Source organism: Streptomyces katrae, from assembly GCF_002028425.1.
Taxonomy (GTDB): Bacteria; Actinomycetota; Actinomycetes; order Streptomycetales; family Streptomycetaceae; genus Streptomyces; species Streptomyces katrae_A.
This window is the reverse complement of record NZ_CP020042.1, coordinates 467,212-481,364: the sequence shown is the minus strand read 5'-3', so window position 1 is coordinate 481,364 and position 14,153 is coordinate 467,212. Positions and strand designations below refer to the sequence as shown.

Genomic DNA, 14,153 nt, shown 5'->3' with positions numbered 1-14,153 from the left:
CCGCCGGCGGGGAGGAGGCCTGGGCGGCCGCGCCCGAGTCCCCGGCCGGGCCGCAGCCCGTCATCAGGGCGGTGGCCGCCGCGGCCGCCGCCAGTGCCGTGGCGGTGCGCCGAAGGCCTGCTGCGTACTGCATGGGGTGCTCCCGTTGTTCTCACGACCGGTCCCGCGCCGGCACTCGCGTACAGGGTCACGCCTCACACCCCGTCCGGGTTGCGCGGGCGCGCCGCTGTGGCGGTTCCGTGACATGACCTGGACATACGTGGCACCGTGCGGGCGATCCGTCCGGCAGGGACCGGTGCGGGGATTCTTTTCGGCCCCCGGTTCCGGCCACTCGGAACATGTGACCCATCGGGCGATCTTGTAGGGGAAAGGCGGCAATGAGCCAGTGAAGCCATCTGATCGCCACCTTGCGGGGCAGAACAACAATCCCACAGGCCACGGCTGTTGACTCGGGCAACATGTCCGTCCAGAAGCCGAGACGAACTGTGCGGTAATCCAACCGGAGCCGTGCTTTGCGGATAGGTTCTGAACGTCGCCGCCGCACCCGGGACACGGGGTCCGATCGGGGAATCGCGGCGACAGGGACGTGACCACTCCCATGACAACAGCAACACGGACCAGCGCCTTCCGCGTTGACCCCTACACCCCGCACTGCCAGGTCATCGCCGGTGAGGGCGACCACGCCGTCATCGGAATCTCGCCCGGCAATTCCTACTTCTCCGCCCAGCGCGTGCACGCCCTCGCAGAATGGGCCCTTGACAACTTCCGGCAGGCCGACCTCATCTACACCGATCTGCACGTGGCCGAAATGTATGTGGCCATGGGCTATCCGGAGGACGAGGCCCGTCGTAAAACGGTCAAGAACCTACGCGGTGTACGTGCAAAAGTGACGAACGCGGTGGCCGACATAGACCCATCGGGCACCCGCCTCAGGGGAAGGCCCATGTCCTCGCTCCAGGGCATTCCCGCCTACGACCGCATGCACGCGGACCTGATGGAACGCCTCGGCACCGATCCGGCGTTCGCCCAGACCGCGAACGAACTCGTGGACATCTTCCTCTCCTCCAAGGTGCTCGGCGGCCAGCAGCCCACCGCGCACCAGCGGAAGGTGTGCCTCGACTACGTGTGCGCCGAGGCGCCCCTGTTCCTCGACACCCCCGCGATCCTCGGCGTCCCCTCGTCGCTGAACTGCTACCACCAGGCGCTGCCGATGGCGGACCTGCTCTACTCGCGCGGCGCCGGACTGCGGGCCTCCCGCAACCAGGGCCACGCCGTCGTCACCCCCGCCCCCGAAGGAGACCACCTGTGACCACCCACGCGGAGCCGATCCTCGACTTCCCGTTCACGTGGGACGGCACCCACCTGCCCGCCCAGATCGGCGAACTCGCCCCGGTGGTGAAGGTACGCACCATCGCCGGCGCCGAGGCCTGGCTGGTCTCCTCGTACGAGCTCGTCAAGCAGGTCCTGGAGGACGACCGGTTCAGCCTCAAGAACACCTCCGACCCGGGGGCGCCCCGCCAGTACGCGCTGACGATCCCGCCCGAGGTCGTCAACAACATGGGCAACATCACCGGAGCCGGCCTGCGCAAGGCCGTGATGAAGGCGATCAACCCCAAGGCCCCGGGCCTCCAGGAATGGATGGAGGGGCACGCCGCCGAGCTGGTCGAGCGGATGCTGCGGCACGGAGCCCCCGTCGACATCCGGTCCATGTTCACCGACCCCTTCTCGGAGGCGATGCACTGCCAGATCCTCGGCATACCGCACGAGGCGGCCCCGCTGCTGTCGGAGTCGCTCCCGATCGCGTTCATGAACAGCCCCCGGGAGATCCCCGCGGCCCGGCTGAACTGGGACCGCGACATCGCCTACATGACCGCCCGCCTCGACGACACCGAGCAGGGCCTCATCGGCGACCTGGCCAAGCTCCGCGGCACCGAGGGCTACGAGCACGTCAGCGACGAGATGTTCGCGACCGTCGGCGTCACCCTGTTCGGCGCGGGCGTCATCTCCACCGCCGGCTTCCTCGCCATGGCGCTGGTCACCCTCCTCACCCACCCCGAGGAGGCCGACCACCTGGCCGGCCACCCCGAGCTGATGCCCCAGGCCGTGGACGAGCTCCTGCGGATCAACCTGTCCATCGGCGACGGCCTGCCCCGCCTGGCCATGGAGGACATGACCCTCGGCGAGGTCGAGGTGAAGAAGGGCGAGCTGGTCCTCGTCCTGCCCGAGGGAGCCAACTTCGACCCCTCCGTGTTCCCCGACCCGCACCGCCTCGACTTCACGCGGGCCAACTCCTCCGCCCACTTCTCCTTCGGCGGCGGCTCCCACTACTGCCCGGCCACGGCCCTCGGCAAGAAGCACGCCGAGATCGGCCTGCGCGCCGTCCTCGCGGCGATGCCCCGGCTGCGGCTGGCCGTCCCCGTCGAACAGCTCGTGTGGCGCACCGGCTTCATGAAGCGCCTCCCCGAGCGTCTGCCCGTGATGTGGCAGCCGTCGGCGCGGTGACCGCAGGCCGCCCCCGCTGAGGGCACGCGAAGGCTCCTCACCCCGGAAGGACCGGGGTGAGGGGCCTTCGCCGTTCAGCTGCCGGCGGAGGCGTTGCCGGACAGGACCGGGATGTTGTCCAGGATGTGCGAGAGCGGCTCGTCGCCCTTGGCCTGGGTGGAGTTCTCGGTGCACTGCTGGTCCTGCGGGTTGGACAGGACGTTGATGTCCTGGACGCCGATGTTGGCCACGAGGGCGACCACGGACTGGGCGTTGACCTTCGCCGGCAGGGCGATGCAGGGCTTGTTGAGGGTGCCCTGGACCACGGAGAGCTGGGGGCTCATGTCGCCGGCGGTCTTCTGGTTGCCGTAGATCTGGGCGGCGTCGTTGCCGTTGACGGTGTTGATCCCGTTGTCGTTGCCGATGGCCATGGCCGGGGCGGCAGCGGCAGCGCCCGCGCCGATCGCGGCGGCGGTGGCTACGGCGGTGACCATCATCTTCTTCAGCATGCTCGAAAGGTTCCTTGTCTGGCGGAAGACCCGTCCCCCCGACGGGGAGGTCGCCCTGGTAACGGGGGTACGCCCGACGGGGTGACGCAAGGTCACCCGATCGCCGGTCGCGGCTTCGGCCGGCGGTGGAAGCCCCCCTTCGGGCCTGTGTCCGAATGTGACGGGGAAGCGTCATTGCGGCCATGCGGCGCCCGCGGGGAGGATGGGCGCATGCCCACCGCACACCGTGTCGTCATCGCGGTCTTCCCCGATGTCGACCTCCTCGACGTCACCGGCCCCGCAGAGGTCTTCGCGCTGGCCAACCGCGAGACCGCGGGCCGGGCCGGCTACGAGGTCCGCCTCGCCGGGGCCGCCGTCGGCGCGGTGCGCACGTCGGCGGGCGTGCGGCTGCTGACCGACGTGGCCTTCGCCGATGTCGGCGCCGGGGTGGACACCCTCCTCGTGCCGGGCGCGGTCGACATGGCCGAGGACGGGCCCGTCGCCCGGATCGACGAGGAGGTCGTCGCCTGGGTGAGGGAGACCGCCCCGCACGCCCGGCGCGTCGCCTCGGTGTGCGTGGGCGCCCATCTGCTGGCCGCCGCCGGGCTGCTCGACGGGCGGACGGCCACCACCCACTGGTCGACGGCCGCCCAGCTCGCCGCAGAACACCCCGGCGTCACGGTCGACCCGGACCCCATCTTCGTGCGGACCGACCGCGGCCGGCTGTGGACCGGGGCCGGGATCAGCGCCTGCCTCGACCTCGCGCTGGCCCTGGTGGCCGAGGACCTGGGCGAGCAGACCGCGCTCGCCGTGGCCCGGCAGCTGGTGATGTACCTCAAGCGGCAGGGCGGCCAGAGCCAGTTCTCGGTACCGCTCAGCCGCCCCGCAGCCGGGCGCCGGGAGATCGACGAGCTGCGGCTGTGGATCGCCGACCACCCCGACGCCGACCTGTCCGCACCGGCCCTGGCCGCCCGGATGTGCCTGAGCGAACGGCACTTCGCCCGCGTCTTCAAACAGGAGACGGGCACCAGCCCCGCCGCCTACGTCGAAGCGGTCCGCGTCGAACTGGCCCGGCGGCTGCTGGAGACCACCGACTGCCCGCTCGACCAGGTGGCGGCCGGCTCCGGGCTCGGCTCCGCGGAGACCCTGCACCGGGCCTTCCGGCGCCAGCTCGCCACCACTCCCGCGGCCTACCGGCGCCGCTTCCGCACCCAGACGGCCTGACGGCCTGACGGGCCGCAACACCGGCACACCCGAACACCCCGATGTCCCCCGGCGGACGGCCGGGCGGAGCGCTGCGCCCTGCCCGCTTCCGCCGACCCGCATCCCGAACGAGTACCGATCAGAACCGATGAGAGGCATCCAGTGAGCACCACGACCGCGAACACCGCCGCCACCACCGCGTCCACGACCCTGCGCGACCTGAGCGGGCTGGAGAACCGGCCGCCCCGGCTGGCCGAGTCCGTCCTGATCATGATCGACTTCCAGAACACCTACCGCACCGGCGTGATGGCCCTGGAGGGCGCCGAGGAGGCCGTCGCGGCGGGCGCCCGCCTGCTGGAGCGGGCCCGCGCCGCCGGTACCCCGGTCGTGCACGTCGTCCACGACGGCGGCGAGGGCAGCCCGTACGACGTCCGCGAGCACATCGGCGCCCTCAGCGAGGAGGTGGCCCCTGCCGACGGCGAACCCGTCGTGGTCAAGAACTTCCCCAACGCCTTCCACGCCACCGAACTGGAGAAGACCCTGACCGGCCTCGGCTTCGCCGCGGGCAGCGGCAAGGACCTCGTCCTCGCCGGGTTCATGACGCACATGTGCATCACCTTCACCGCCCAGCAGGCCTTCAACCTCGGCTACCGGCCCACCGTCGTCGCCGAGGCCACCGCCACCCGCGCCCTCGCCGCCCCCGACGGCACCGTCCTGCCCGCCGCGGCCCTCCAGAGCGCCGCCCTGACGACGATCACCGACATGTTCGGCGTCGTCGTCCCCACCGCGGCCGGCCTGCGCCCCTGACCCGGGCTCGGACCAGGGCCCTGACCCGGGCCCTGGTCCGAGCCCCGGCACGCCCCTAGGCTGCCGCCGTGAGCAGCGCGCAGACCGGACGCCGGCACCTGATCGGGGCCGGCCTCTGCGCGCTCGCGGCGGCCCTGGCCGGATGCTCCGGGAGCTCCGGCCCCGGGCCCCGGCTCCGGCTGGCGACCGGGCCGCCGGGAGGCCCGTACAACGCCTTCGGACAGGCCCTCGCCCGGGCGGTCGCCGACAGCGGGAGCCCGCTGCGGATCGTGCCCGTCCCCACCGCCGCCAGCGTGGACAACCTGCGCCGGCTGGACGAGGGCTCCGTCGACCTCGCGCTGTCCATGGCCGACGTCGCCGAGGACGCCGCCCTGGGGCGCGAGCCGTTCGCCCGCCGCGCCCCGGTGACGGCACTGGCCCGCGTCTACGTCAACTACACCCACCTCCTCGTCCCGGCCGCCGGTCCCGCCCGCTCCGTCACCGACCTCGCCGGGCGCCCGCTCGCGGCCGGCGCCGCCGGGTCCGGGGTCCAGGTCCTGGCCGGCCGCCTGCTGAGCGCCGCCGGACTGACCACGGGCCCGTCCCCGGCGGACGAACGGCAGCTGGGCCTGGCCGAGTCGGCGGCGGCGCTGCGCGCGGGCACCGTCGACGCCGTGTTCTGGTCCGGCGGGGTACCCACCCCCGCCCTGACCGGCCTGGCCCGCGAACTCCCCCTTCGCTTCCTCCCGCTGGACGGCTACACGGGAGCCCTGCGCGGCCGCTACGGGCCCGTCTACACGGCGGTCACCCTGCCCGCGGGGGCCTACGGACTGACCGCCCCCGTGGGCACGGTCGGCGTCGGCAACTACCTGCTGGCCCGCCCGGACGTGCCCCCCGCCGCCGCCCGCGACCTGCTCCGGGTGGTCTTCGACCGCCGCCACGACCTGCTGCGCGAGGTGACGGCGGGGGTGCGGCTGGAACCCCGCTTCGCCATCTCCACCGGCCTGGTCCCGCTCCACCCGGGCGCCGTCGCCCACTACCGCTCGGTGTACGGCTGACCCTCCGCGGGGCACGGCAGCCGGAACGCGAAGACCAGGCCCCGCGGATCGTTCCCGGCGACCTCGAGCCCGCCCCCGCTCAGCCGGGCGATCTCCTCGGCGATGGCCAGCCCCAGCCCGCTGCCGGGCACGTTCTGGTGCTCGGGGGCGCGGGCGAAACGCCCCAGCAGCAGCTCCCGCCGGCCGGCCGGCACCCCCGGCCCGTCGTCCGCGACCCGCACGAGGGCCTGCCCGCCCGACGGACCCGAAACGCGCACCTCCACCCGGCCACCGGACGGTACGAACTTCACCGCGTTGTCCAGCAGCGCGTCCAGGATCCGACCCGCCGCGTCCGGCAGGGCCCGTACGCGCAGCTCCCGGGGAAGGCCCTCGGCCGCGAGCTCCAGCCCCGCGGCACGGAAGACCGGCTCCCAGGCCTCCACCCGTCGCCGTACCGCCCCCGCCAGGTCCTGGTCCGCGCGCCGCGCCGTCCCGGACTCCACCCGCGCCAGCTCCAGCAGCCCGTCCAGCAGCTCCTCCAGCCGCTCCGCCTCGTCCAGCGCCCGGGCGTGCTCGGCCAGGCCCGGACCCGGCACGATGTGCGGTTCGACGTTCTCCAGCTGGAGCACCAGCGTGGCCAGGGGGTTGCGCAGCTGGTGCGAGGCGTCGGCGACGAACGCCCGCTGGCGGCCCAGGGAGTCGGCGACGGCCTCCGCCATCCCGTTGAAGTGGCGCCGCAGCCGCCGCAGTTCCGGCGGCCCGGTGTCGGAGACGGCCCGGGCCCGCAGGCTCCCGGCCGCCAGCCCCTCCACCGCCCGGTCCAGGTCGAGGACCGGGCGCAGCAGCCAGCGGGTGATCCCCGCCGCGACCAGGGCCGCCGCCGCGAACGCGGTGACCGCGCCGGCGGCGATCAGCGCCCAGCGCAGGGTCACGTCCCGGCGGGCCGCCCCGGTGGGCACGGTCATCAGCACCGCCCCGCTGACCCGTTCGTCCCGCCCCACCGGCTCGGCCAGCACCACGCGGTCCGGGCCCCAGGGGCGGACCGTCGGCAGCCGGTCGGTGGAACGCCCGGTGAGGGCCCGCCGCCGGGCCTCCGACGCCGCCGCCGGCGGGGTGCGTGCGGCGGGCCCCGCTCCCTGCGCCCGCGCCACCGTCGCCCCCGCCGCGTCGACCACGGTCACCGAGGCCCCGTACAGCTGCGCGTACCGGCCGATCTCGGCGGACAGCTCCGCCCGGTCGGCCTCGGTGCCCGTCCGGTCCGCGAGGTCGGCGAACCGGACGGCCTCCGAACGCCGCTGGAGCAGCAGGTGCTCGGTCCGCCCCCGCGCGTAGGCGTCGGCCAGGGGCACGCACAGCAGCAGCGCGGCCACCCCCATGAGCACCATCAGCACCACGAGCAGCCTGCGCCTCACCGGTCCGCGCCCCGCTCCCCGCGTACGGCCGGGTCCGCGCCGAGCTGGTAGCCGAACCCGCGCACCGTGCGCACCAGGCCCGGACGGCCCGTCTTGGCGCGGATGCCCGCCACGTGCACGTCCAGGGAGCGCGAGGCGGCGAGGAAGGCGTCGCCCCAGATGCGGTCCAGGATCTCCTCGCGGGAGTGCACTTCGTCGGGGCGGGCGGCCAGCAGTGCCAGGACGTCGAACTCCCGCCGGGTCAGCCGGACTTCACTCCCGGCCACGGTGACGGTCCGCCCGGCCGGGTCCACCTCCACGTCCCCGGCGCGCACGGCCCGGCCGCCGGCGCCGGCGGGATCGCCGCCGGGCGACCCACCGGGGACCTGCGTCCGCCGGCGTACGGTGTCGATCCGGGCGATCAGCTCCGCCATCCGGAACGGCTTGACCACGTAGTCGTCTGCGCCCGCCCGCAGCCCCTGCACCACGTCCCGCTCCTCGCAGCGCGCGGTCACCACGATCAGCGGCGCGTCGCAGACGGTGCGCAGCCGCCGCAGCAGTTCCAGCCCGTCGAGGTCGGGCAGGCCGAGGTCGAGCAGGACGAACCCGGCCTCGTGGACGTACCGCAGGGCGTCCAGCGCCCGGCTGACCCGGCGCACGGTGTGCCCCCGCCGGGCGAGGGCGGTGCCCAGGGCCCGGGCCATGCGGTCGTCGTCCTCGACCAGCAGCGCGTGCACCGCCACCTCCCCGCACCCCGGACCCCAGAACCGGCCGGCAGCCTATCGCGCCGCCCCCGCACCGGCCGGCGCCGGCTGCGTCCCCGCCTCCTCCTCGGCGCGGCTGAGCGCCGCGTTGCGGGTGTCCGGCATCAGCACGTACGTCACGAGCGAGACGAGGGCGCACCCGGACACGTACCAGAAGAACATCCCCTCGTGCCCGCCCTTCTTGAACCACAGCGCCACGTACTCCGCGGTGCCGCCGAAGAGCGCGTTGGCGATCGCGTACGGCAGCGCCACGCCCAGGGCCCGCACCCGGGTGGGGAACAGCTCGGCCTTGACCGCCGCGTTGATGGAGGTGTAGCCGGTGACGATCACCAGGGCCAGCAGGGACAGGCCGAGCGCGGACCAGTACGAGGACGCCGAACCGAGCGCCGTCATGATCGGATAGGTGCCGACGGTGCAGCCCACGGCGAAGGTGATCAGCAGCGGGCGGCGGCCGATCCGGTCGGAGAGCATCCCGGCGAAGGGCTGGAGCACCGCGAAGAGGGCGAGGGCGGTGAAACTCACCAGTGTGGCCGTGTTCTTGGCCATGCCGGCGCTGCCGACCAGGTACTTGGTGAGGTAGGTGGTGTAGGTGTAGTAGGCGACGGTGCCGCCGAGGGTGAGCGCCATGACCAGCCCCGCCTGCCGCCGGTGCTCCCACAGGGCCTTGAGCGAGCCGCGCGCACTGTCGTCGTGCGCGCCGCCCTCCTGGAACGCGTCGGTCTCCTGCAGCCGGCGCCGCAGCCAGAACACCACGACCGCGAACACCGCGCCGAGGACGAACGGGATCCGCCAGCCCCAGCTGCCCAGCTGCTCCTTGGTCAGGGTGTGCTGCATCGTGATCAGGATCCCCAGGCCGAGGAGCTGGCCGCAGGTCATGGACACGTACTGGAACGAGGAGCCCAGCCCGCGGCGGTCGCGGGCCGAGGCCTCCGTCAGGTAGGTGGCACTGGCCGCGTACTCGCCGCCGATGCTCATCCCCTGGAGCAGCCGGGCCAGCAGCAGCACGACGGCCCCGAAGTAGCCGGCCTGGCCGTAGGTCGGGGCGACGGCGATCAGCAGGGCGGCCACCGACATCATGCTGACGGTCAGCGTGAGCGCGCTCTTGCGCCCGTGCCGGTCGGCGGCCCGCCCCAGGACCCACCCGCCGACCGGACGCATCAGGAACCCGACCGCGAAGATGCCGGCCGTGTTCATCAGCTTGGTGGTCGGGTTGTCGCCGGGGAAGAAGGAGTCGGCGAAGTAGATGGCGAAGCTGGCGTAGACGAACCAGTCGTACCACTCCACCAGGTTCCCCAGGGACCCCCCGACGAGCGCGAGACGGCGCCCGCGGCGCTCCTCCCCGGGCGGCGGACCGAGTGCGACGGAGGACGAGGACATGGCGGCTCCAGAGGGAAGTCCCTGATGGGGAGGGGTGGCACCCCCGGATGCGGGGGAGTGCCCAGACTGGATCCGCCACCGCACCCGGACAAGGCCCGTCACCCAGATCTAACGTTCCGCTAAGAAAACCGCGCGTCCCCGGGCGTCCGCGCCGGGGCCAGGGGCCGCGCGGGGGTCAGCGGCCGCCGGCGCCGAGGCGTCCGGTCTCCGCGTCCACCGCGGGGAGCTCGTCCTGCCGGTCCATGAGCTCCAGCTGCTCTCGGTAGCCCACCAGAGCGGTGAACAGCAGCTGCTCCCAGCCGTGTTCCTGCGCGTGCATGCGGCGTGCGGCCGCCACCGCCTCGGCGCGCAGGGCCAGGGCTATCTGCGGCCGGTCGGCGAACTGGAGGCTGTATTCGCCCAACGCCCCGGCCAGCCGCGGCAGATAGGCCAGCGGGCTCACCTGGACCAGGACCCGGTAGGCGGCGACCTCCTGCCGCAGCGGGAGGGTTCCGGATCCGAGGAGGGCCACGCGGGCTCGCAGGACAGCGTCGTGATTGATGTGCGCCGTGGGATTCATGAGGGAGATTCTGAAAGCCGCACACACCCCCAAACAAGGGCAATGGGCTGTGCTTTCGGTCCTACGAAAACCGCCTCTGACCTGTCATGATGGATACGTCTTCACCCCTGTGCCCGGCCGGGCCCGCAGCCGCGGGAGGGCCGCGTGGCGATCAGAGGGGCCCGGTGGCAGGCTGGGACGGGAAGCCGCGGCGCTGAGGCGTCTCCACGCCGGTCGGCACACCCGACGTCCGACACCGGATGGCCGGATACCTGACACCCGACAGCCGGTGTCCGACGCCTGATTCCTGTTCGTTTCCAGCAGGAGGTGGGACCCCGTGAGCAACCACGTGAGCAGAAGACTCGCTTCACCGACCCGTATCGCCCTGACCCTGGCGACGGCCGGATGCCTCGCCGCCACGCTCGTACCGGTGGCGGCCGCGCCCGCGTCGGCCGCGTACTGCGACCCCGCCGCTTCCGCCCGCTCGCCGGGCGGCGGCGCCGACGCGGCGAGGCTCGCCGTCGCGTGCCTCATCAACGCCGAGCGCACGCAGCGCGGACTCCAGCCCCTGACCAGCAACCCGTCCCTGACGGCGGCGGCCCAGCAGCACACCGCCGCGGCCGTGCAGCTGAAGTGGTGGGGGCCGGGGAAGGACGCGCACACCAACCCGCAGACCGGCTCCACCCCGCAGAGCCGCATCAAGGCGGCCGGCTACTGCCCGAACCCCCGGTCCTGGGCCGTCGCCGAGATCGCGTACACCGGCTGGGGCACCTCTGGCACCCCGAAGGCCGCCGTCACCTGGTGGATGAACAGCCCGGGCCACCGCAACATCATCCTGGACGGCTCGCTGCGCGAGTACGGCAGCTGGGCCCAGGAGGGAGCGGCCGACCCGGCCGGAGCCGGGGCGAGCGGGGCCGGTACGTACGTGGTCACCTTCGGACGCTGCCAGCAGTGACGGCGCCGGCGGCAGTGACGGCGGTGACGTGAAGTGACGGGCCCGCGCCCAGCGGGTGCGCGGGCCGCCCGGATGGGCAAAGCTGGACGTGTGGCGGCAGCGCCGACAGCGGAGCCGACTGGCGAGGAGGGGCTCGTGGACGCTTCAGGAGACGGGCGGCGCGCCCGCCCGGCCCGGCCGCGGGGACGCAAGGCCGGACTGCTGTGCGCGGCGGCCGCCCTGGCGGCGGTGTCCGCGCCCGCGGCGGCGCAGGCCCCCGCACCGGCGGACCCGTACCCGGTGGTGGTCGTGGACTGCTTCTCCGCCGCCCAGGTGCGGCCCGAGGAGTACATCCTGGCCTGCGGTGACGGCAACAACCGCCTCGTCGGACTCCGCTGGGACACCTGGGGCGCGGGCACGGCGACCGCGACCGGCACCGACATGGTGAACGACTGCCGTCCGTACTGCGCTGCGGGCCGTTTCCGCCCCTACCCGGTGAAGGTCACCCTGAGTGCGCCCCGGCCCTGGCCCACGCACCCCGGTGTCCAGCGCTTCACCGTGATCCGGCTGCTGTACACGGACACCGCGCCGGAGCCCGTGCACAAGGACGTCACCTACAAGCTCGTGTACTGACCGAACTCACCCGGCGACGCCGGTCCCCTCCCCGGCCCCGTCCCCGGATCCCACCCGGGGCCCCTTCCCGAGCAGCTTCTCGCGGAACAGGTCCAGTACGGTGTCCAGCGCCTGCCGGGTCGGCTGCCCGGGCTCGTCGACGAGGTGCTCCGTGAGGACGGAGTGCGGCGGCATGGGGCTCTCCGGGTTGGCCGCGTCGTCCTCCAGCTCGACGGCCACGAAGGCGTCCCCGAGCGCGCGGCGCAGGAACGCGAACCGCTCGCCGGGTACCAGGCGGTCGCTCTTGAACCGCAGCCCCAGGACCTGGAGCCCCTCGCGCTCGCAGCGCCCGCGTACGACGGCCAGTTCCCGGGGGCTGATGTCGATCGAGCCGGCGCGGCCCGGCGTCCACGGCAGGGGGAGGGACGGCTGGGACAGCACGGGGGCGAGCATCCGCTCGTCGGTGGCCATGGCGAGCGCGAAGCCGCCGGTCAGGCACATCCCGACCGCGCCGACCCCGGGACCGCCGCAGCGCTCGTGCTCGGCGGCGGCGAGCGCGCGCAGCCAGCCCACCACGCGCGAACTGCGCCCGGTGGCCAGCACCGTGAACTCCCGGCTGACGCACACCTGCCCCATCGCCGAGCCCACGGCGCGGGCGGCACCCGCCCAGCCCGCGGTCGAGGGGTTCGCGTCCCGCCCGGGCGTACCGAACAGCACCGGGAGCACGGCCGTACAGCCGGCGTCCGCCACGCGTGCGGCGAACTCGAGGACCTTGGGGGTAATGCCGGGGATCTCGGCGATGACGATCACCGCCGGGCCGGTCCCGCGGCGCAGCACGCGGCGGGTGACGCCGTCGTGGGTGAACGTGCTCTTGGCGAACCCGGCCAGGTCGTGGTCAGCCACGGCCTCCCCTTCCGTCGGACTTCCTGGACGGCCTCAAGTTACCCGCACGTAGCGACCGTTGGTCAAGGTCTTGGGGTGACGCGTCGTGCGGGCGGCGCCGCCATGGCCCCGGAGCCGCAGCGGGCGAAGGCCCCGGAGGGGAGCCTTCGCCCGGCGGTGGGGCGGGCCGGGTCAGCGGCCGGTGCCGCCGCTGGTGAGGGGCCATTCGCGGTGGAGGGTGCCCAGGGGGATGCGGCGTTCCAGGACGGGGGTGCCGAACAGGGAGAGCTGGAAGTGGAGTTGGCCGCTGAGGTCGAGGCCGCCGTACAGGGCCCAGGCGCCGCTCACCGAGGTCTTGCCGTCGGTGGACGCGGACGCCTTGGCGTCGGCTTCGCCGCGCAGGTAGGGGGCGAAGTCGGCGCCGACGCCCACGGCACCGTACAGGCCGACGGAGGCCTCGGCGCCCACGGCGGCCTTGACCCGTCCGGAGGCGGCGACGGTGGCCTTCACCGGGGTGCTGTGGACGGCCGAGGTGCTGACCGGGGTCCAGCCCTTGCCCGTCGCGTAGCTGCCGCCGACGCGGAAGTCGCCCTTGACGTCCTGCTGGACGTCGAGGGTGACCTGGCCGTCGGCCTCCACCTGGATGTACGCCGTCAGGTCGAGGTTGACCACGACCGGGACCGGGCCCACCTGGATCACGGGGGCGCTGTGCAGCTTGGCGAACGGGATGCGCTTCGGCGCGCCGGTGCTCGCCGCCGCGCGGCCCTTGAGGGCCCACTGCGAGGACCAGTCGCCGCTCATGCCGAGGAAGGCCGCGCTCGGTGCGGAGCCGATCTTCGTCCCCGTGTACGAGAACTCCACCTGCGGGGCGAGCTGGACGAAGCCGGACACCGAGGCGCCGGCCGAGGCGGGGGCGTCCTTGGCGGTGTCGACGGCGGCGTTCACGTCGAGCCGGAGGCTGCCCAGCGGCAGCTTCGCGCCCTCGGCGCCGAATCGGGCGCCGTCGCCCTTGGCCCAGGAGAAGGTGACCCCCTTCAGCAGGGGTTCGACGGTCATGGAGGACGGGTCGACCTTGACCTTGCCGTCGGCCTTGGCCTCGCCGAGGGCGGCGGACAGGGTCGTGGGGGCGGTCTTCACCTCGGTGCCGCGGTCGGTCTGCCCGACGACCTCGGTGACCTTGGCCAGGAGCCCGTCGGGGGCGCCGGGCGCCGGGGCGCTGGCGATGACATCGCCGGCCGCCACCGGCTTGGCGGGGGCGGGGGAGCCGTCGGCGGGGGAATTCCGGCCGTCCTTGGGGGGCTTGGGGGCCGCGGCTATGACGGCCCGCCCGCTGCCCTTGTCGTAGGAGGCGACCCGCAGCGAGGACTTCTCGGGCCGGCCGTCGCCGGTCGCGGTACGGGCCAGCGGCGTCGGGTCGGCCGAGCCCTGGGGCGCGGCGGCCACTTCGAGCTGCTGGGAGCTGCCCGCGGCCGGGGCGCCGGGCGCGGCCGCCGGGCCGGCGGAGTCGGTGTGCGCCGGGGAGGCGCAGCCGGCGGTGGTGAGCGCCAGCGTGGTCAGGCCGGGGAGCAGGAGGCGTTGGGTGAACGTGCGCACGTGGGAAGAACCGTTCGGTAAATGGGGGGATCCGAGTGCGTTACCGAGAAGTAACGTGAGGGTCGAT

At 73.8% G+C, this 14,153-nt stretch carries 14 protein-coding genes; 7 read left to right on the top strand and 7 right to left on the bottom strand.

Annotated features, from left to right (window positions below; all coding sequences use genetic code 11):
- Positions 1 to 598 precede the first annotated feature (598 nt).
- Positions 599 to 1,309 carry a tRNA-dependent cyclodipeptide synthase gene (locus tag B4U46_RS02455; RefSeq protein WP_079423624.1) on the top strand — a complete coding sequence of 237 codons (711 nt, stop codon included), beginning with the start codon at positions 599 to 601 and terminating at the stop codon, positions 1,307 to 1,309.
- Entirely contained in the window at positions 1,306 to 2,502 is a 1,197-nt protein-coding gene (locus B4U46_RS02450; protein WP_079423622.1) for a cytochrome P450, read from the top strand. Before B4U46_RS02455 ends, B4U46_RS02450 begins: the two co-directional genes overlap by 4 nt.
- Positions 2,503 to 2,576: 74 nt before the next feature.
- Here B4U46_RS02450 and B4U46_RS02445 read toward each other — a convergent pair whose 3' ends face one another.
- A complete protein-coding gene (locus B4U46_RS02445) occupies positions 2,577 to 2,990 on the bottom strand; it encodes a rodlin (RefSeq protein ID WP_079423620.1) in 414 nt (137 codons plus the stop codon).
- A gap of 210 nt (positions 2,991 to 3,200) precedes the next feature.
- Between B4U46_RS02445 and B4U46_RS02440 the strand changes: the two genes are divergently transcribed.
- From B4U46_RS02440 to B4U46_RS02430, 3 genes are all read left to right on the top strand, one after another.
- Entirely contained in the window at positions 3,201 to 4,193 is a 993-nt protein-coding gene (locus tag B4U46_RS02440) for a GlxA family transcriptional regulator (protein ID WP_079423618.1), read from the top strand.
- A 141-nt stretch (positions 4,194 to 4,334) separates the two neighbouring features.
- Complete coding sequence (locus B4U46_RS02435) at positions 4,335 to 4,979, top strand: cysteine hydrolase family protein (protein WP_237292559.1); 645 nt, start codon at positions 4,335 to 4,337, stop codon at positions 4,977 to 4,979.
- Between the two features lie 68 nt (positions 4,980 to 5,047).
- Positions 5,048 to 6,016 (top strand): TAXI family TRAP transporter solute-binding subunit, encoded by a 969-nt coding sequence (locus B4U46_RS02430; RefSeq protein ID WP_237292558.1) that lies wholly within the window; start codon positions 5,048 to 5,050, stop codon positions 6,014 to 6,016.
- On the opposite strand, the gene B4U46_RS02425 is transcribed toward B4U46_RS02430, so the two are convergent.
- The 4 genes from B4U46_RS02425 to B4U46_RS02410 form a co-directional block, all read right to left on the bottom strand.
- Positions 5,995 to 7,407, bottom strand: coding sequence for a sensor histidine kinase (locus B4U46_RS02425; protein WP_208949807.1), 1,413 nt, complete (start codon positions 7,405 to 7,407; stop codon positions 5,995 to 5,997). The genes B4U46_RS02430 and B4U46_RS02425 overlap by 22 nt on opposite strands.
- A complete protein-coding gene (locus B4U46_RS02420; RefSeq protein WP_100864617.1) occupies positions 7,404 to 8,123 on the bottom strand; it encodes a response regulator transcription factor in 720 nt (239 codons plus the stop codon). Before B4U46_RS02420 ends, B4U46_RS02425 begins: the two co-directional genes overlap by 4 nt.
- A 42-nt stretch (positions 8,124 to 8,165) precedes the next feature.
- Positions 8,166 to 9,527 (bottom strand): MFS transporter, encoded by a 1,362-nt coding sequence (locus B4U46_RS02415; RefSeq protein WP_079423614.1) that lies wholly within the window; start codon positions 9,525 to 9,527, stop codon positions 8,166 to 8,168.
- A 175-nt stretch (positions 9,528 to 9,702) separates the two neighbouring features.
- On the bottom strand, positions 9,703 to 10,086 hold the full coding sequence (locus tag B4U46_RS02410) for a hypothetical protein (protein ID WP_123995913.1): 384 nt from the start codon (positions 10,084 to 10,086) through the stop codon (positions 9,703 to 9,705).
- Positions 10,087 to 10,402: 316 nt separating this feature from the next.
- On the opposite strand from B4U46_RS02410, the gene B4U46_RS02405 reads away from it, so the two are divergent.
- Together B4U46_RS02405 and B4U46_RS02400 are read left to right on the top strand one after the other, a co-directional pair.
- Entirely contained in the window at positions 10,403 to 11,020 is a 618-nt protein-coding gene (locus B4U46_RS02405; protein WP_237292557.1) for a CAP domain-containing protein, read from the top strand.
- A gap of 135 nt (positions 11,021 to 11,155) precedes the next feature.
- Positions 11,156 to 11,632 carry a hypothetical protein gene (locus B4U46_RS02400; protein ID WP_100864616.1) on the top strand — a complete coding sequence of 159 codons (477 nt, stop codon included), beginning with the start codon at positions 11,156 to 11,158 and terminating at the stop codon, positions 11,630 to 11,632.
- Positions 11,633 to 11,638: 6 nt separating this feature from the next.
- On the opposite strand, the gene B4U46_RS02395 is transcribed toward B4U46_RS02400, so the two are convergent.
- Both B4U46_RS02395 and B4U46_RS02390 read right to left on the bottom strand, forming a co-directional pair.
- Positions 11,639 to 12,514: a dienelactone hydrolase family protein gene (locus B4U46_RS02395; RefSeq protein WP_079423610.1), complete on the bottom strand. Its 876-nt coding sequence runs from the start codon at positions 12,512 to 12,514 to the stop codon at positions 11,639 to 11,641.
- A 171-nt stretch (positions 12,515 to 12,685) separates the two neighbouring features.
- Positions 12,686 to 14,086 carry a hypothetical protein gene (locus B4U46_RS02390; RefSeq protein WP_079423608.1) on the bottom strand — a complete coding sequence of 467 codons (1,401 nt, stop codon included), beginning with the start codon at positions 14,084 to 14,086 and terminating at the stop codon, positions 12,686 to 12,688.
- Positions 14,087 to 14,153: the final 67 nt, after the last annotated feature.